Raw genomic sequence first — 18,459 nt, 5'->3', positions numbered from 1 at the left:
CTGTGCTAATTGTTTGCAGCCCGACGGGCGGCAATTCTGCATGCACAAGGAGTCACCATGAAACGCGTGTTCACCGTTCTTGCCTTGCTCATCGTTGTCCTGCTCGCTGGCGCAGGCGGGTACATCTACAGCAAACAGCCAACACGCCAGGGCCAGATTGAACTGCGCAACCTGCAAGGTTCGGTAACGGTGCGCTACGACGAGCGCGGTGTGCCGCACATCCGCGCCGAGAACGAAACCGACCTCTATCGCGCCCTCGGTTATGTGCACGCGCAGGATCGTCTGTTCCAGATGGAAGCCATGCGCCGTCTCGCCCGAGGCGAACTGGCCGAAGTGCTCGGGCCAAAACTCCTCGACACCGACAAACTGTTCCGCAGTTTGCGCATTCGTGAACGCGCAGCCAGTTATGTAGCCAGCCTCGACAAGCAGTCGCCGGCGTGGAAGGGCCTGCAAGCCTATCTGGACGGCATCAACCAATATCAGGACACGCACGCCGCGCCTGTCGAGTTCGACGTGCTGGGCATCCCCAAGCGGCCGTTCACCGCCGAAGACAGCATCAGTGTCGCCGGCTACATGGCCTACAGCTTTGCTGCCGCGTTTCGCACCGAACCGCTGCTGACCTACGTACGCGATCAGCTCGGTGCCGATTACCTCAATGTGTTCGATCTCGACTGGCAGGCCAGAGGCGTACTCGCCACCGATCACACCCGGCACGCGCCGGCCCTCGCCGCTGGCGACTGGCAGGACCTCACCGCCCTCGCCCGCCTCAGTGAACAGGCGCTGATCGACAACGGTCTGCCGCAGTTCGAGGGCAGCAACGCTTGGGTCATCGCCGGCAGCCGCAGCCAGAGTGGCAAGCCATTGTTGGCCGGCGATCCGCACATCCGTTTCTCGGTGCCATCGGTGTGGTACGAAGCGCAGTTGTCGGCACCGGGGTTTGAACTCTATGGCCATCATCAGGCGCTGGTGCCTTTCGCGTTCCTGGGGCACAACCTGGATTTCGGCTGGAGCCTGACCATGTTCCAGAACGACGATCTGGACCTGATCGCCGAGAAGGTCAACCCGGACAACCCGAATCAGGTCTGGTATCGCGGCCAGTGGACCGACATGGTCAGCAGCGAGCAGCAGATCGCCGTGAAGGGCCAGGCGCCGGTGACCATCACCCTGCGCCAGTCGCCGCACGGCCCGATCGTCAACGACGCGCTCGGGTCCGCCGCCGGCAAAACGCCGATCGCGATGTGGTGGGCATTCCTCGAAACACCCAACCCGATCCTCGACGGTTTCTACCAGCTCAACCGCGCCGACACGTTGGCCAAGGCCCGCGCCGCTGCGGCCAAGGTGCAGGCGCCGGGGCTCAACCTCGTTTACGCCAATGCCAAGGGCGATATCGCCTGGTGGGCTTCGGCGTTGCTGCCCAAGCGCCCCGCCGGGGTCAAGCCGGGCTTCATCCTTGATGGCAGCACTGATCAAGCGAACAAGGACGGTTTCTACCCGTTCAGCGCCAACCCGCAGGAAGAAAACCCGGCACGCGGCTATATCGTTTCGGCCAACTTCCAGCCCGTGTCGCCAAGCGGCATGGAGATTCCCGGTTACTACAACCTCGCCGACCGTGGCCAGCAGCTCAATCGACAGCTCAACGACAAGAGTGTGAAGTGGACCAACGAAGCCAACCAGAAACTGCAACTGGGCACCGCCACCGGTTACGGTCCGCGTTTGCTGGCGCCTCTGCTGCCCGTGCTGCGCGAGGTGGTGAGCGATCCGGCGCAGTTGAAACTGGTCTCGCAACTGGCGCAGTGGCCAGGCGACTATCCACTGGATTCGGTAAGCGCGACGGTGTTCAACCAGTTCCTCTATGACCTCGCCGATGCCGCGATGCGCGATGAGTTGGGCAATGACTTTTTCGACACGCTGTTGTCGACGCGGGTGATTGATTCGGCATTGCCACGCTTGGCGGCGAGTGCTGATTCAGTCTGGTGGGATAACCGCAACACGCCGAACAAAGAGACTCGCGCCGATGTCGTGCGCACGGCATGGCAGGCGAGCATGAAGCACCTGAAGCTGACCCTCGGTGACGATGCGTCCGGATGGAAATGGGGCACGGCGCACACGCTGACCCACGGGCATCCGCTGGGGCAGCAGAAGCCGCTGGATCGCATCTTCAACGTCGGGCCGTTCGCCGCACCGGGCAGCCATGAAGTGCCGAACAACCTCTCGGCGAAGATCGGCCCGGCACCATGGCCGGTGACTTACGGGCCTTCTACGCGGCGCCTGGTTGACTTCGCTGATCCTGCTCACAGCTTGACGATCAACCCGGTCGGGCAGAGCGGCGTGCCGTTTGATCGTCACTATGACGATCAGGCTGAAGCGTATGTGGAGGGGATTTATGTGCAGGCGCATTTCAGCGAGGAAGAGGTGACGGCGAATACGCGCAGTACGTTGAAGCTGCTGCCGGCGCGCGGAACCCCTTAAAAGCCCCTCACCCTAGCCCTCTCCCAGAGGGAGAGGGGACCGATTGGGGGATATTCGGGAGAAACATCGACGTGAAGGATCGATGCCGAATCCATATTCGATAAGGTCTTTCAGGTCGATGTAACACGCCAGGCACTACGGCCGGCCGGGGTGACTCTGATCGCCACGCCGGGGGGGGGCAAGCTGATGAACTGTATTGAGAGCATCCGCAAATCCCCTTGGACCCGAAGATCACCACAAAACAACTGTGGGAGCGAGCCTGCTCGCGAAGACTAAATGTCAGCCAACATTTGAGTCGACTGACACTCCGTCCTCGCGAGCAGGCTCGCTCCCACATTGGATTTGGATTGGCCTTGATATTGAGGCCAATCCAGATTGGCTTACACCCCTCCCGGCGCCGGTGCGCGACGTACGTCCGGTTGCTTCCACGAATCGGCAGCGCTTTCTTCGATGGCTTGCTGGATGGCTTTCTTGCGGGCTTCTTCGGCGCGGCGGCTGAAGAACCAGACCATGAAAGTCACGATCGACACCGCCAGCAGAATCAGGCTGGCCACGGCGTTGATCTCAGGCTTGACGCCCAGACGTACCGCCGAGAACACTTCCATCGGCAGCGTCGTCGAACCCGGGCCCGACACGAAGCTTGCCAGTACCAAATCGTCCAGCGACAGCGCGAACGACATCATGCCGCCCGCTGCCAACGATGGCGCGATCATCGGGATGGTGATCAGGAAGAACACCTTCCACGGCCGCGCCCCCAGGTCCATCGCCGCTTCTTCAATCGACAGGTCCAGCTCACGCAGACGCGCCGACACCACCACCGCCACATAAGCCGCACAGAACGTCGTGTGCGCGATCCAGATGGTGACGATGCCACGTTCCTGTGGCCAGCCGATCATCTGCGCCATGGCCACGAACAGCAGCAACAGCGACAGACCGGTGATCACTTCGGGCATGACCAACGGCGCCGTCACCAGGCCGCCGAACAACGTACGGCCCTTGAAATGGGTGATGCGCGTCAGCACGAATGCGGCCAAAGTACCCAGTGCTACCGCAGCCACGGCCGTGTAGCAGGCGATTTCCAGCGAGCGCAGTACCGAGCCCATCAGTTGCGAGTTGTCGAGCAGGCCGACATACCACTTGATCGACCAGCCGCCCCACACCGTCACCAGTTTCGAGGCGTTGAACGAATAGATCACCAGGATCAGCATCGGCAGATAGATAAACAACAAACCCACAACCAGCATCAGGCTGGAGAAACGGAAGCGCTTCATTCTTTACCCTCCATTTCCTTGGCCTGACTGCGGTTGAACAGGATGATCGGCACAATCAGGATCGCCAGCATCACCACCGCCAGCGCGGACGCTACCGGCCAGTCACGGTTGTTGAAGAACTCTTGCCAGAGCACCTTGCCGATCATCAGCGTTTCCGGACCGCCGAGCAGTTCCGGGATGACGAACTCGCCCACGACCGGAATGAACACCAGCATGCAGCCGGCAATAATCCCGTTTTTGGACAGCGGAATAGTGATCTTCCAGAAGCTGTTGAAGGTGCTCGAACCAAGGTCCGAAGCCGCTTCCAGCAGACTGTTGTCGTGCTTCACCAGGTTGGCGTACAGCGGCAGGATCATGAACGGCAGGTACGAGTAGACGATGCCGATATACACCGCGAGGTTGGTGTTGAGGATCTGCAGCGGCTCATCGATCAGGCCGATGCTCATCAGGAATCCGTTGAGCAGGCCATTGTTGCTGAGGATGCCCATCCACGCGTAAACGCGGATCAGGATTGCCGTCCAGGTCGGCATCATGATCAGCAGCACCAGCACCGTTTGCATTTCCTTACGGGCCGTGGCGATCGCGTAGGCCATCGGGTAGCCGATCGCCAGGCACAGAACGGTGCTGATCAGCGCCATCTTCAGCGAGCCGAGGTACGCGGCGATGTACAACTCGTCGCCCGCCAGCAGCGCGTAGTTGCCCAGGTTCAGCAGCAGTTGCAGCTTCTGCTCGGCAAACGTGTAGATCTCGGTGTACGGCGGAATGGCCACGTCGGCTTCGGCGAAGCTGATCTTCAGGACGATGAAGAACGGCAACATGAAGAACAGAAACAGCCAGATGAACGGAACCCCGATGACCAGCTGGCGGCCATTGGGAATTATTCGGTTGATGCGCCGTTTGAATTTGCGCATGTTCATGAGCGAAGTACCACACCGCTGTCGTCTTCCCACCACACGAAAACCTGATCGCCCCAGGTCGGACGGGCGCCACGGCGTTCGGCGTTGGCAACAAAGGACTGCACAAGTTTGCCGCTCGGCAGTTCGACGTAGAACACCGAGTGCCCGCCGAGGTAGGCGATGTCATGCACCTTGCCGCTCGACCAGTTGTATTCGCAAGTCGGTTGATCGGCGGTGACCAGCAGTTTCTCCGGACGAATCGCGTAGGTGACCGACTTGTCCTGCACCGAGGTGCTGATGCCGTGACCCACATAGATCTGCCGGTCGAGGTCCTTGCAAGTGATGGTCGCGTGACCCTCGGCATCGTCGATCACTTCGCCTTCGAAGATATTGACGCTGCCGATGAATTCGCAGACCAGACGACTGGTCGGGGTTTCGTAGATGTCGATCGGGCTGCCGATCTGTGCGATCCAGCCCAGATGCATGATCGCGATGCGCTCGGCCATGGTCATGGCCTCTTCCTGGTCGTGGGTCACCATCACGCAGGTCACGCCGACGCGCTCGATGATTTCCACCAGTTCGAGCTGCATCTGCGAACGCAGTTTTTTATCCAGTGCGCCCATCGGTTCGTCGAGCAGCAACAGCTTTGGCCGCTTGGCCAGCGACCGCGCCAGAGCAACACGCTGACGCTGACCGCCAGACAGTTGATGCGGCTTGCGCTTGGCGTATTGGCTCATCTGCACCAGTTTGAGCATCTCGGCCACGCGGGCTTCGACTTCAGCCTTGGGAATCTTGTCCTGCTGCAAACCGAACGCGATGTTCTGCGCCACGGTCATGTGCGGAAACAAGGCGTAGGACTGAAACATCATGTTGATCGGACGTTCGTACGGCGGCATGTCGGTGATGTCGACGCCGTCGAGAAAAATGCGCCCCTCCGTGGGCCGTTCGAACCCTGCCAGCATCCGCAGCAGAGTGGATTTGCCCGATCCCGAACCGCCGAGCAGGGCGAAGATCTCACCCTTTTTGATTTCCAGGGACACATCGTCCACGGCAATCGTCTCGTCGAACTTCTTCGTGACCCGGTCGATTTTGACCAACACCTGTTTGGGTGTCTGGTCGCCCTCGAGGGCTTTCTTATAGGCGCCGGAGGCAACTGCCATTTACGAAACTCCCAGAAAAAAGAGTGCAGTTCGCCCAATGCGGACGAACCCAGGATAGTTTGTGCCTTACATCCCCGACTTGACCTTGGTCCAGCTGCGGGTCATCAGACGCTGAATGTTCGGTGGCAACTCGGTCGACACGTAGGCCTTGTCAATCACGGTCTGTGGCGGATAAACCGATTCATCGGTACGGATGGATTGATCCATCAACTTGTCCGAGCCCGGGTTGGGGTTGGCGTAACCGACAGAGTCACTGACCTGGGCGATCACCTCAGGTTTCAACAGATAGTTGATGAAAGCATGGGCCTGCTTCACGTTCGACGAATCCTTGGGAATCGCCAACATGTCGAACCACAACGCGCCGCCCTCTTTCGGCACCGTGTAGGCGATGTTCACGCCCTTCTTGGCTTCTGCCGCGCGGTTCTTCGCCTGGAAGATATCGCCGGAGAAACCGATGGCCACGCAGATGTCGCCGTTGGCCAGGTCGCCGATGTATTTCGAAGAATGGAAGTAGGTTACGTAGGGGCGCACGGCGAGCAATTTGTCGGTGGCTTTCTTGTAATCCTTGGGATTGGTGCTGTTGGCATCCAGCCCCATGTAGTTGAGCACGGTCGGCATCATTTCATCGGCCGAATCGAGGAATGCCACGCCGCAGCTTTGCAGCTTCTTGATGTTTTCCGGCTCGAACAGCACACCCCAGGAATCGATCTTGTCGATGCCCAGCACAGCCTTCACTTTATCGACGTTATAGCCGATGCCGTTGGTGCCCCACAGGTACGGCACGGCGTACAGGTTGCCAGGATCGTTCTGCTCCAGACGCTTGAGCAGCGCCGGGTCGAGATTCGAGTAATTTGACAGCTGCGCCCGGTCGAGTTTCTGGAACGCGCCCGCCTTGATCTGCTTGCCGAGGAAGTGGTTCGACGGCACGACCACGTCGTAGCCGGTACGCCCGGCGAGCAACTTGCCTTCCAGGGTTTCGTTGGAGTCGAACACGTCGTAGATCGGTTTGATCCCGGTCTCTTTCTGAAAGTCGGCCAGCGTCGATTCGCCGATGTAATCCGACCAGTTATAAATATGCACCGTGCCGGCGGCTTGGGCACCGACGGCGATCGTCAGGCCGGCAGCGGCCAGCAGGGCATTGCGCAAAGAAGAAAAAACAGGCACGTGAAGGTCCTCTAAATTTAGTTGGGCCCAAGTTGCCCAGCGCTGCATGACAGCCATGGCTGCCCGGCAACAAAACCGGCGCGCAACTTACCCTCGAAAAACCGTTCCAGCAAAACTTTCTGTCATTTAATTATTCCGCTGGCCGCCGTCGCGCAGACGACGGCCAACGGTTACGGCTTCAAACCGGTTTATTTACCGGATTTGATTTTGGTCCAGCTGCGGGTGATCAGACGCAGTGTGGCGGCATCCAGATCACTGATCGCATAGAGCTGCTTCTTCACTTCAGCCGAAGGATAGATGCTCACATCGCTGGTGATGTCTTTGTCCACCAGCGGTGTGGCCGCCTTGTTGCCGTTCGGGAAACGCACGGCGTTGGTGATCTCGGCCATCACTTCCGGCTGCAGCAGGTAGTTCATGAACTTGTAGGCGGCGTCGACGTTGGTGGCATCCTTTGGCATGGCAACCATGTCGTAGAAAGTGCCGGCGCCTTCTTTCGGAATGGTGTAGGCCAGTTTGACCTTGTCACCGGCTTCCTTGGCGCGCGACTTCGACTGCTCCAGGTCACCCGAGTAACCCACGGCCACGCAAATGTTGCCGTTGGCCAGGTCGGAGATGTACTTGGAGGAATGGAAGTAGGCGACCGAAGGGCGAATCTTGAGGAACAGATCTTCGGCGGCTTTCAGATCAGCCTTGTCTTTGCTGTTGGTCGGCTTGCCCAGATAGTGCAGCGCCGCCGGAATCATTTCGGTCGGTGCGTCGAGGAAGCTCACGCCGCAGCTTTTCAGCTTCGCCATGTTTTCAGGCTTGAACACGACATCCCAGGAGTCGATCTTGTCGATACCCAGTGCAGCCTTGACCTTCTCCGGGTTGTAGCCGATGCCGATCGAGCCCCACATGTACGGGAACGCGTGTTTGTTGCCCTGGTCGCTGGCATCGCCAACGGCTTTGAGCAGGTCTTCGTCGAGGTTCTTCCAGTTCGGCAGCTTGGACTTGTCCAGCTCCTGATACACGCCTGCCTTGATCTGCTTGGCGAGGAAGTTGTTGGAAGGCACCACGATGTCGTAACCGGATTTACCGGCCAGCAGTTTGGCTTCCAGGGTTTCATTGCTGTCGAACACGTCGTAGACGACTTTGATGCCGGACTCTTTTTCGAACTTGGCCACGGTGTCCGGTGCGATGTAGTCGGACCAGTTGTAGACGTGCAACACCTTGTCGTCCGCCTGAACCGCACCCGCCATCATGCCCGCGATGGACAGAGCGAGAAGTGTCTTGCCAGCAAGCTTTTTGCCTAATGCCTTCATGCGTAATGCTCCAAATTTTTCTTTTTTGAACCACTTTGTTCAGCGGCCGAACCCGGACAACTGGAACCGCGGCTAGTCTGGCAAGATCCGAGGCGGTCTTTCAAGGAAAGACCAGCCTTTCTGACAGCTTTGCGCGAGAGCGCCGAGGCTTTCCCGCACAAAGCCTAGCACTTAGCCCTGCAACGCACTGAGGGTCAGGTCCAGACACTTGCGTGCCTTTGTAACCAGCTCGTCGATTTCCGCTTTGCTGATCACCAGCGGCGGCGCGATGATCATGGTGTCGCCCACGGCGCGCATGATCAGCCCGTTGTCGAAGCAGAACTGGCGGCAGATCATGCCCACGCCCTTGCCCTCGTAACGTTTGCGGGTAGCCTTGTCCTGTACCAGCTCGATCGCCCCCAGCAGACCGACCCCGCGAACTTCACCCACCAACGGGTGATCGTTCAGTTCCCGCAGACGTTTCTGCAAATACGGTGCCGTTTCGTTGTGCACGTTCTCGATAATCTTTTCGTCGCGCAGAATGCGGATGTTTTCCAGGCCCACTGCCGCCGCCACCGGGTGACCGGAGTAGGTGAAACCGTGGTTGAAATCGCCGCCTTCATTGAGCACCGCGACCACTTCGTCACGCACGATCAGGCCACCCATCGGGATGTAGCCGGAGGTCAGGCCCTTGGCGATGGTCATCATGTCGGGCTTGAGGTCGTAGAAATCGCTACCGAACCACTCACCGGTGCGGCCGAAACCACAGATCACCTCATCCGCGACGAAGAGGATGTCGTACTTGGCGAGGATTTTCTTCACGCGCGGCCAGTAGCTGTCGGGCGGAATGATCACTCCGCCGGCGCCCTGGATCGGCTCGGCAATAAAGGCACCGACGTTGTCGACGCCGACTTCGAGAATTTTCTCTTCCAGCTGATTGGCCGCCCAGATCCCGAACTCTTGCGGGGACATGTCGCCGCCTTCGGCGAACCAGTACGGCTGGGCGATGTGGACGATGCCCGGGATCGGCAAGTCGCCCTGCTCATGCATATAGGTCATGCCGCCCAGGCTCGCGCCGGCCACGGTGGAACCGTGATAACCGTTCTTGCGACTGATGATGACTTTCTTGTTCGGCTGGCCCTTTATCGCCCAGTAGTGGCGAACCATGCGCAACATAGTGTCGTTGCCTTCAGAGCCGGAACCGGTGAAGAACACGTGGTTCATGCCTTCCGGCGCGATTTCGGAGATGGCCTTGGCCAGTTCCAGTGCCGGCGGGTGAGCAGTCTGGAAAAACAGGTTGTAGTACGGCAGTTCGCGCATCTGTTTGCTGGCGGCATCGGCCAGTTCATCGCGACCGTAACCGATGGCCACGCACCACAGACCGGCCATGCCGTCGAGAATCTTGTTGCCTTCGCTGTCCCACAGGTAAACGCCCTTGGCGTTGGTGATGATCCGCGGGCCCTTCTCTTTCAGCTGCTTGAAATCGCTGAACGGGGCCAAGTGGTGATCGCTGCTCAGCGCTTGCCACTCACGGGTTTGCGGGTTGTTGCTGGTCATGCCAATTCTCCTTGTTATCGGTGAAGGCGCGGCGGCTGACCACCGCGCCCCAGCGTATCAGACGGCGAAGAGCAGGTACTCACGCTCCCACGAACTGATCACGCGCTTGAAGTTTTCATGCTCGGCCCGCTTGACCGCGACGTAGCCCGTGATGAAAGTTTTGCCCAGGTATTTCTCGACGGTCGAGCTGTTTTCCATGCGCTCCAGCGCATCCTCGATGGTCAGCGGCAGGCGCAGGTTGCGGCGTTCATAGCCACGACCAACCACCGGCGCGCTCGGGTTGAGGCCCTCGACCATGCCGATGTAACCGCAGAGCAGGCTCGCGGCAATCGCCAGGTACGGGTTGGCGTCGGCACCCGGCAGACGGTTTTCCACGCGGCGGTTCTGCGGGCCGGCATCCGGGACGCGCAGGCCCACGGTGCGGTTTTCTTCGCCCCACTCGACGTTCACCGGGGCCGAGGTATCCGGCAGGAAGCGGCGGAACGAGTTGACGTTGGGGGCGAACAGCGGCAGCAATTCCGGGATCAGTTTCTGCAGGCCACCGATGTGGTGCAGGAACAGCTGGCTCATGGTCCCGTCTTCATTAGAGAAGACGTTTTTGCCGGTCTCGATGTCGATGATGCTCTGGTGCAAGTGCATCGCGCTGCCCGGCTCACCGGTCATCGGCTTGGCCATGAAAGTGGCGGCCACGTCGTGCTTGAGCGCGGCTTCGCGCATGGTGCGTTTGAACACCAGAATCTGGTCGGCCAGCGACAGAGCGTCACCGTGACGGAAGTTGATTTCCATCTGCGCGGTGCCGTCTTCGTGGATCAGCGTGTCGAGATCCAGTTCCTGCAACTCGCACCAGTCGTAGACGTCTTCGAACAGCGGGTCGAATTCGTTCGCTGCTTCAATAGAGAACGACTGACGACCGATTTCCGGACGCCCGGAGCGGCCGATCGGCGGCTGCAACGGGTAGTCAGGGTCGTCACTGCGCTTGGTCAGGTAAAACTCCATCTCTGGTGCCACGATCGGCTGCCAGCCCTTGTCGGCGTAGAGTTTGAGTACTTTCTTGAGGACGTTGCGCGGCGACAGCTCGATCGGGTTGCCTTGCTTGTCGTAGGTGTCGTGAATCACCTGGGCGGTTGGCTCGATGGCCCACGGCACCATGTATACGGCGTTCTGGTCGGGGCGGCAGATCATGTCGATGTCGGCCGGGTCGAGCAGTTCGTAATAGATGTCGTCTTCGACGTAGTCGCCGGTTACGGTCTGCAACAGAACGCTTTCTGGCAGGCGCATGCCTTTTTCGGCGATGAACTTGTTGGTCGGCGAGATCTTGCCCCGGGTGATACCGGTCAAGTCGGCGATCATGCATTCGACTTCTGTGATCTTGTGGTCTTTCAACCAATCGGTGAGCTGGTCGAGGTTGTTACTCATAAATGCCTCTGGGCTGAGTCTCCTGACGCTATGTCAGGCAAGGTTTGACGCTTGTGCGTCGCGTTAAAGGGGGTTTGCTTGCGCGCAGTGCCGGCTTACGCCTGGCACCGCGCATAGACAATGAAAGAGAAGCTTACCTGCCCTTTACGCTGGCGTTGCATTTCCTGTGCACAACCGGCACGTGCAGAATCATGAGCACGGCTTGAAAAGCGGCACAGGCTTTGTGGGAAAAAGAGATCTATATTGGAAGGAGACGCCATAAAGAGGATGGCTTCCCGTGCGTCCAGAATATCGGACGCCGCCGTTTTGACGGCTGCTGCGCGCGAGACCATCGTCGGCAGGCTGCGAGCCTGATTGACTGCGCTCTGCACGGACGATTCGCCACTGATGTGATAAGCATGCAGACCGGACTGTTGCGAGCAGTCGGTGACGCCGATTATCGACAGGCGAGACATGAAGCACCCCGGTATTATTGCTGTTATGGGTTTGATCGGAGCTTAGCCTTGTTCATTTTTTTACACAACACCCCCGTAAAAAATACAACACGGCCTGCTCAAGCCTGCGGGTGCCAAGCGTTCCAAGGGTAAAAAACCACCCGAAAATGCCCCATAAACGCCCTCGCAGCGCTTTTTTAGGGCAAAAAAGGCCTTGCTTGACTTCGGCAAGCCGTTCGGGTTGACTGAAACCAGAAAAGATCAATGATTGATATTTTTAACAACAAAGGTGTTGCATCATGTCGGTACCCCCGCGTGCCGTTCAGCTCAACGAAGCGAACGCGTTCCTTAAGGAACATCCTGAGGTTCTGTACGTTGACCTTCTGATTGCGGATATGAATGGTGTGGTGCGCGGCAAGCGCATTGAACGCACCAGCCTCCACAAGGTTTACGAGAAAGGCATCAACCTGCCGGCCTCTCTATTTGCTCTGGATATCAATGGTTCAACGGTGGAAAGCACCGGTCTGGGCCTGGACATCGGCGACGCCGATCGTATCTGCTATCCGATCCCCGATACCCTGTGCAACGAGCCATGGCAGAAGCGCCCTACCGCGCAACTGTTGATGACCATGCACGAACTCGAGGGCGAGCCGTTCTTTGCTGACCCGCGTGAAGTGCTGGCCAATGTGGTGCGCAAGTTCGACGAACTGGGCCTGACCATCTGCGCCGCGTTCGAGCTCGAGTTCTACCTGATCGATCAGGAGAACGTGAACGGTCGTCCGCAACCACCACGCTCGCCGGTTTCCGGCAAACGTCCGCACTCGACTCAGGTTTACCTGATCGACGATCTCGACGAATACGTCGATTGCCTCCAGGACATTCTGGAAGGCGCCAAAGAGCAAGGCATTCCAGCCGACGCCATCGTCAAGGAAAGTGCCCCGGCGCAGTTCGAAGTGAACCTGCACCACGTTGCCGACCCGATCAAGGCGTGCGACTACGCGGTACTGCTCAAGCGGCTGATCAAGAACATCGCCTACGACCATGAAATGGACACCACCTTCATGGCCAAGCCTTACCCTGGTCAGGCGGGCAATGGTCTGCACGTGCACATTTCGATTCTGGATAAAGAAGGCAAAAACATTTTTGCCAGCGAGGATCCCGAGCAGAACGCCGCGCTGCGTCACGCGATCGGCGGTGTGCTCGAGACCCTGCCCGCGCAGATGGCTTTCCTCTGCCCTAACGTCAACTCGTACCGTCGTTTCGGCGCACAGTTCTACGTGCCGAACTCGCCGTGCTGGGGCCTGGACAATCGCACCGTGGCGATTCGCGTACCGACCGGTTCGGCCGATGCCGTGCGGATCGAACACCGCGTTGCCGGTGCCGACGCCAACCCGTACCTGCTGATGGCTTCGGTGCTGGCTGGCGTGCATCACGGCCTGACCAACAAGATCGAGCCGGGCGCGCCCGTCGAAGGCAACAGCTACGAGCAGAACGAGCAAAGCCTGCCGAACAACTTGCGCGATGCCCTGCGTGAGCTGGACGACAGCGAGGTGATGGCCAAGTACATCGATCCGAAATACATCGATATCTTTGTCGCCTGTAAAGAGAGCGAGCTGGAGGAGTTCGAACACTCCATCTCCGACCTCGAGTACAACTGGTATCTGCATACTGTTTAAGCGGATTGCAGCTACAAAAAACGCCGTTGGCTATCACAGCCTGCGGCGTTTTTTTATGGCCGCCTGCGGCGGATCGCTGGCAAGCCAGCTCCCACAAGGTTCTGTTGTGTACTCAAATTCTGTGTTCGACACAGATCACTGTGGGAGCTGGCTTGCCAGCGATGGTGGCCGACAAGACAACACACAAACCGGCTCGTACAATGCCCGCTGCCCCGCAGGAGACTTTCATGACGCGTCCCGCCCCCGTCCGTAAACCCCGCGCCCGCAGTCAGGCGCGGATCGACTCGATACTCGACGCCGCGCGCACGCTGCTGGCCGCCGAGGGTGTGGCCAGCCTGTCGATCTACAGTGTGGCCGAGCGCGCGCAGATTCCGCCCTCTTCGGTTTACCACTTCTTCGCCAGCGTCCCGGCGCTGCTTGAAGCCCTGACAGCGGATGTGCACGCGGCATTCCGCGCCTGCCTGCAAGCGCCGATCGATCATCAAGCCTTGCGCAACTGGCGCGACCTGTCGCGGCTGGTCGAACAGCGGATGCTGGAGATTTACGACGAAGACGCCGCCGCCCGCCAGTTGATCCTCGCCCAGCACGGCCTCACCGAAGTCACCCAGGCCGACCGTCAACACGACATCGAACTGGGCGACCTGATGCACAAGCTGTTCGATCATCACTTCGAACTGCCAAGGCTGCCGGAGGATGTCGATGTGTTTGCCCTGGCGATGGAATTGGGCGACCGCGTTTACGCGCGTTCAGTGCAGCAGCATGGGCAAATCACACCGCGCATGGCCGAGGAAGGGATGCGGGTGTTTGATGCTTACATCGGGCTGTATCTGCCGCCTTACCTGCCCAAAAGAATTCTCTAGCGTCTTTACCGGCCTCTTCGCGAGCAGGCTCGCTCCCACATTTGGAATGCGATCTCCTGTGGGAGCGAGCCTGCTCGCGAAGGCCGCGCCGCAAATTTCAAGACAGACACAAAAAACCCCGAAGGGCTCACGCCCTCCGGGGTTGTTTTTCGCTCACCGGCTTACAACTTGGCGATCGAGACTTCGGTGGATTTCACAAAGGCGATCACTTCGCTGCCGACCACCAGCTCCAGCTCTTTTACCGAGCGCGTGGTGATGACCGAAGTGACGATGCCGGAAGCGGTCTGCACGTCGATTTCCGACAGCACGTCGCCGAGGACGATTTCCTTGATCGAGCCTTTGAACTGGTTGCGTACGTTGATGGCTTTGATAGTCATGATATTTCTCCTGAGGTCGAAATAAGCGGCAAGTGGCAAGCTTCAGGCGGCAAGCAAAAGCACAGCGCTTCTACTTGTAGCTTGTAGCTTGAGGCTCGCAGCTGCTTCATTGCGCCCAACGCAACTGCGTAGGCAAGGGTGCAACGGGTTCCGGCGCCAGCGGTTCGCCGGGCAGGGACAGAACACGGTTGAGCACTTCGGTTTCCAGGGCGGCCAGCCGATGCGAACCGCGTACACGTGGGCGCGGCAGTTCGATGTGCAGGTCGAGACCGACTTCACCGTCCTCGATCAGAATCACCCGATCGGCAATCGCGACCGCTTCGCTGACGTCGTGGGTGACCAGCAACACCGTGAAACCGTGCTGCTGCCAAAGGCGTTCGATCAGTTGCTGCATCTCGATGCGGGTCAGCGCATCCAGCGCGCCGAGCGGCTCGTCGAGCAACAGCAGACGCGGCTTGTGAATCAAGGCTCGGGCCAGAGCAACACGCTGCTTCTGACCACCGGACAAGGTCGCCGGCCATTCATTGGCACGGTCCGCCAGGCCGACCGCTTCCAGTGCAGCCAACGCTTGCGGGCGCCAGTTGCCTTTGAGCCCGAGACCGACGTTGTCGATGATCTTTTTCCACGGCAACAAACGGGCTTCCTGAAACATCAAACGCGTGTCTTCCCGCGCATCGCCAAGCGGCGCGGCACCTGCCAGCAAGTTACCGCCAGTTGGCTGATCGAGGCCGGCGAGCAAGCGCAGCAAGGTGCTCTTGCCGCAACCGCTGCGCCCGACCACGGCGACGAATTGCCCCGCCGGAATGTGCAGGTCGATGTCGCGCAGTACTTGCCGCGCACCGAAGGTTTTTTGCAGGTTGCGCACTGCCAGCGGAATGCCGCGCAGCAGGCGTGGAGGTTGTTGAGCGGTCATGCTGCACCTCCTTTGGCAACCTGATAGGCCGGATGCCAGCGCAGCCACACACGTTCAAGTCCACGCGCCGCAAGGTCGGCGAGCTTGCCGAGTACCGCGTAAAGCAGAATCGCCAGCACCACCACATCAGTCTGTAAAAACTCCCTTGCATTCATCGCCAGATAGCCGATGCCGGAGCTGGCAGAAATGGTTTCGGCGACGATCAGCGTCAGCCACATAAAGCCCAGGGCGAAGCGCACTCCGACCAGAATCGAAGGCAACGCACCCGGCAGAATCACCTGCCAGAACAGGCTGAAGCCGCTCAATCCATAACTGCGCGCCATCTCGACCAGCGCGGGGTCGACGTTGCGGATGCCGTGATAGGTGTTGAGGTAGATCGGGAATAGCGTGCCCAACGCCACCAGAAAAATCTTCGCCGACTCATCAATGCCAAACCACAGAATCACCAGCGGTATCAGTGCCAGATGCGGCACGTTGCGGATCATCTGCATCGAACTGTCGAGCAAGCGTTCGCCCCACTTCGACAGACCGGTGATGAAGCCCAACACCAGACCGATGCTCCCGCCGATGGTGAAGCCCAGCGCGGCGCGCCAGCCGCTGATTGCCAGGTGCGTCCAGATTTCACCGCTGCGCACCAGACTGACGCCGGCCTCGATCACCGTCACCGGTGCCGGCAGAATCCGTGTCGACAACCAGCCCGCCGACACCGACAACTGCCACACCGCCAGCAGCAACACCGGCAGCGCCCAAGGCGCGAGGCTGTGGATGATTTTCTTCATGGCGCGCCTCAGCTCTGCGACGCGGCTTTGGGAAGAATGTCGTTGGCGACCATCTCGCCGAACGGGCTGACATAACCGGCGCTTTTCGGCAGTTCCGGGCGCTCGATGTCAAGGTGCGGGAACAGCAATTCGGCAACGCGGTACGACTCTTCGAGGTGTGGATAACCGGAGAAGATGAAGGTATCGATGCCCAGATCCGCGTATTCCTTCACCCGAGCGGCCACGGTCGGACCGTCGCCAACCAACGCCGTCCCGGCACCGCCGCGCACCAGCCCGACGCCGGCCCACAGGTTGGGACTGACTTCCAGGTTGTCGCGACTGCCGCCGTGCAATGCGGCCATGCGTTGCTGGCCGACCGAATCGAAACGCGCCAGCGAAGCTTGAGCACGGGCGATGGTGTCATCGTCAAGATGCGAGATCAGACGATCCGCCGCCTGCCAGGCTTCAGCATTGGTTTCACGGACGATCACATGCAGACGAATGCCGAAGCGCACGGTGCGTCCGAGCTTGGCGGCTTTGGCGCGTACCTGTTCGATTTTCTCCGCCACCGCTGCGGGCGGCTCGCCCCAGGTCAACACCATTTCGACCTGTTCGGCCGCCAGATCCTGCGCCGCTTCCGAGGAGCCACCAAAGTACAGCGGCGGACGCGGCTGCTGGATCGGCGGATAGAGCAACTTCGCACCTTTGACGCTGATGTGCTGACCATCGTAATCAACGGTTTCGCCTTCCAGCACACGGCGCCAGATGCGGGTGAATTCCACCGAGGCTTGATAGCGCTCCTCGTGACTGAGGAACAGACCGTCACCGGCCAATTCTTCCGGATCACCACCGGTCACCAAATTGAACAGCGCCCGCCCGCCAGACAGGCGATCCAGCGTTGCGGCCTGACGCGCCGCCACCGTCGGGGAGATGATCCCCGGGCGCAGGGCGACCAAAAACTTCAGACGCTGGGTCACCGGGATCAGCGACGCCGCCACCAGCCAGGAGTCTTCGCAAGAGCGGCCGGTGGGAATCAGTACACCGCCAAAACCCAGGCGATCCGCTGCTTGCGCGACCTGTTGCAGATACCCGTGATCGACAGCGCGAGCACCTTCGGAGGTGCCAAGGTAATGGCCGTCGCCGTGGGTAGGCAGGAACCAAAAGATATTGAGGCTCATGGAGTGGTCTCCTTGGGAATTCGAATTACTGTGCTTTGGCCACAGCGGACGGTGGTGTCCAGATAACATCCTTGATGCTCAAAGGCTTGGGAATCAGTTTGAGCTGGAAGAACGTGTCAGCGATTTTCTGTTGCGCGGCGATCACTTCCGGGGTCAGGAACAGCGCACCGTAGCCCTGGCGTTTGACCGAGGTCAGGGTGATGTCCGCCGGCAGGCCGAGCAGCGGCGCGACCTGTCGGGTCACGTCTTCAGGATTGGCTTTGGACCACTCGCCGACCGCGCGCACTTCTTCGACGAGAGTCTTGATCACCTCGGGATTTTTCTGTGCGTAAGGTTTGGTTGCGAGATAGAACTGGTGGTTGTCGACGATGCCTTTGCCGTCGCGCAGGGTGTGCGCTTGCAGCTGCTTCTCGGCGGCCGCCTGGTACGGATCCCAGATGACCCAGGCGTCAACGCTGCCACGCTCGAACGCGGCACGAGCATCGGCCGGCGGCAGGAATACGGTGTGGATATCGGTGTATTTGATTCCGGCGTCTTCCAGAGCGCGCACCAGCAGGTAGTGGACGTTGGAGCCTTTGTTCAGTGCGACTTTCTTGCCCTTCAGATCGGCCACCGATTTGATCGGCGAGTCTTTCGGCACCAGGATCGCCTCGCTGTTCGGCGCTGGCGGCTCGTAGGCGACATAGAGCAGATCGGCACCTGCGGCTTGAGCGAACACCGGCGGCGTTTCGCCCGTCACGCCGAAGTCGATCGAACCGACGTTCAGGCCTTCAAGCAGTTGCGGGCCACCGGGAAACTCCGTCCATTGCACGTCGACGCCTTGGGCGGCGAGACGTTTTTCCAGCGTGCCCTTGGCTTTGAGCAGCACCAGGGTGCCGTACTTCTGATAACCGATTCGCAACGTTTCGGCTTGAGCTTGAGTGATAGCGCCGAAGGACACAGCCGCAGCAAACAGAGCGACCAGACCACGACGCAAAAATACAGTGCGCATAGCGCTCTCCTTTTTGCTGTTGGGTTTTGGCTGCACCTGCTTGCCCGTTAGCGGGCGAG

General features: G+C 59.6%; 16 protein-coding genes. 3 read left to right on the top strand and 13 right to left on the bottom strand.

Features of this window, described 5'->3' with window-relative positions; genetic code table 11:
* Nucleotides 1–57 precede the first annotated feature (57 nt).
* Entirely contained in the window at nucleotides 58–2,469 is a 2,412-nt protein-coding gene (locus IEQ42_RS19490) for a penicillin acylase family protein (RefSeq protein WP_210704746.1), read from the top strand.
* A gap of 380 nt (nucleotides 2,470–2,849) precedes the next feature.
* On the opposite strand, the gene IEQ42_RS19485 is transcribed toward IEQ42_RS19490, so the two are convergent.
* The 8 genes from IEQ42_RS19485 to IEQ42_RS19450 form a co-directional block, all read right to left on the bottom strand.
* Nucleotides 2,850–3,740 (bottom strand): ABC transporter permease subunit, encoded by an 891-nt coding sequence (locus IEQ42_RS19485; protein ID WP_210704744.1) that lies wholly within the window; start codon nucleotides 3,738–3,740, stop codon nucleotides 2,850–2,852.
* Nucleotides 3,737–4,618 (bottom strand): ABC transporter permease subunit, encoded by an 882-nt coding sequence (locus IEQ42_RS19480; RefSeq protein ID WP_232392849.1) that lies wholly within the window; start codon nucleotides 4,616–4,618, stop codon nucleotides 3,737–3,739. The genes IEQ42_RS19485 and IEQ42_RS19480 overlap by 4 nt, the downstream gene beginning before the upstream one ends.
* A 35-nt stretch (nucleotides 4,619–4,653) precedes the next feature.
* On the bottom strand, nucleotides 4,654–5,796 hold the full coding sequence (locus tag IEQ42_RS19475) for an ABC transporter ATP-binding protein (protein ID WP_210704741.1): 1,143 nt from the start codon (nucleotides 5,794–5,796) through the stop codon (nucleotides 4,654–4,656).
* Between the two features lie 66 nt (nucleotides 5,797–5,862).
* Nucleotides 5,863–6,960, bottom strand: a complete 1,098-nt coding sequence (locus IEQ42_RS19470; protein WP_210704739.1) for a polyamine ABC transporter substrate-binding protein — start codon at nucleotides 6,958–6,960, stop codon at nucleotides 5,863–5,865.
* Nucleotides 6,961–7,148: 188 nt separating this feature from the next.
* The gene (locus IEQ42_RS19465; protein ID WP_210704737.1) at nucleotides 7,149–8,261 is read right to left on the bottom strand and encodes a polyamine ABC transporter substrate-binding protein; all 1,113 of its coding nucleotides are present in this window, start codon (nucleotides 8,259–8,261) and stop codon (nucleotides 7,149–7,151) included.
* Nucleotides 8,262–8,432: 171 nt separating this feature from the next.
* The gene (locus tag IEQ42_RS19460; RefSeq protein ID WP_210704732.1) at nucleotides 8,433–9,797 is read right to left on the bottom strand and encodes an aspartate aminotransferase family protein; all 1,365 of its coding nucleotides are present in this window, start codon (nucleotides 9,795–9,797) and stop codon (nucleotides 8,433–8,435) included.
* Nucleotides 9,798–9,854: 57 nt separating this feature from the next.
* A complete protein-coding gene (locus IEQ42_RS19455; protein WP_042561639.1) occupies nucleotides 9,855–11,213 on the bottom strand; it encodes a glutamine synthetase family protein in 1,359 nt (452 codons plus the stop codon).
* Nucleotides 11,214–11,308: 95 nt separating this feature from the next.
* On the bottom strand, nucleotides 11,309–11,668 hold the full coding sequence (locus IEQ42_RS19450) for a glutamine amidotransferase (RefSeq protein WP_210704731.1): 360 nt from the start codon (nucleotides 11,666–11,668) through the stop codon (nucleotides 11,309–11,311).
* A 278-nt stretch (nucleotides 11,669–11,946) separates the two neighbouring features.
* On the opposite strand from IEQ42_RS19450, the gene IEQ42_RS19445 reads away from it, so the two are divergent.
* Both IEQ42_RS19445 and IEQ42_RS19440 read left to right on the top strand, forming a co-directional pair.
* Complete coding sequence (locus IEQ42_RS19445; protein WP_210704730.1) at nucleotides 11,947–13,323, top strand: glutamine synthetase family protein; 1,377 nt, start codon at nucleotides 11,947–11,949, stop codon at nucleotides 13,321–13,323.
* A 227-nt stretch (nucleotides 13,324–13,550) separates the two neighbouring features.
* Nucleotides 13,551–14,183 (top strand): TetR/AcrR family transcriptional regulator, encoded by a 633-nt coding sequence (locus IEQ42_RS19440; protein WP_210704729.1) that lies wholly within the window; start codon nucleotides 13,551–13,553, stop codon nucleotides 14,181–14,183.
* A 161-nt stretch (nucleotides 14,184–14,344) separates the two neighbouring features.
* On the opposite strand, the gene IEQ42_RS19435 is transcribed toward IEQ42_RS19440, so the two are convergent.
* The 5 genes from IEQ42_RS19435 to IEQ42_RS19415 all read right to left on the bottom strand — a co-directional run bounded on the left by IEQ42_RS19435 (nucleotide 14,345) and on the right by IEQ42_RS19415 (nucleotide 18,400).
* Nucleotides 14,345–14,560 (bottom strand): TOBE domain-containing protein, encoded by a 216-nt coding sequence (locus IEQ42_RS19435; protein ID WP_003229256.1) that lies wholly within the window; start codon nucleotides 14,558–14,560, stop codon nucleotides 14,345–14,347.
* Between the two features lie 106 nt (nucleotides 14,561–14,666).
* Complete coding sequence (gene ssuB, locus IEQ42_RS19430; protein WP_210704728.1) at nucleotides 14,667–15,473, bottom strand: aliphatic sulfonates ABC transporter ATP-binding protein; 807 nt, start codon at nucleotides 15,471–15,473, stop codon at nucleotides 14,667–14,669.
* Entirely contained in the window at nucleotides 15,470–16,252 is a 783-nt protein-coding gene (gene ssuC / locus IEQ42_RS19425; RefSeq protein ID WP_210704727.1) for an aliphatic sulfonate ABC transporter permease SsuC, read from the bottom strand. Before ssuC ends, ssuB begins: the two co-directional genes overlap by 4 nt.
* Before the next feature lie 8 nt (nucleotides 16,253–16,260).
* Nucleotides 16,261–17,409, bottom strand: a complete 1,149-nt coding sequence (ssuD, locus tag IEQ42_RS19420) for an FMNH2-dependent alkanesulfonate monooxygenase (RefSeq protein ID WP_042561643.1) — start codon at nucleotides 17,407–17,409, stop codon at nucleotides 16,261–16,263.
* Between the two features lie 25 nt (nucleotides 17,410–17,434).
* Entirely contained in the window at nucleotides 17,435–18,400 is a 966-nt protein-coding gene (locus tag IEQ42_RS19415) for a sulfonate ABC transporter substrate-binding protein (protein ID WP_210704726.1), read from the bottom strand.
* Nucleotides 18,401–18,459 lie beyond the last annotated feature (59 nt).

It is taken from the genome of Pseudomonas iridis (assembly GCF_017980685.1).
In the GTDB taxonomy this organism is placed as follows: Bacteria; Pseudomonadota; Gammaproteobacteria; order Pseudomonadales; family Pseudomonadaceae; genus Aquipseudomonas; species Aquipseudomonas iridis.
Note: the sequence above shows the minus strand (reverse complement) of the source record. Positions and strands in the feature narration are given on the sequence as shown.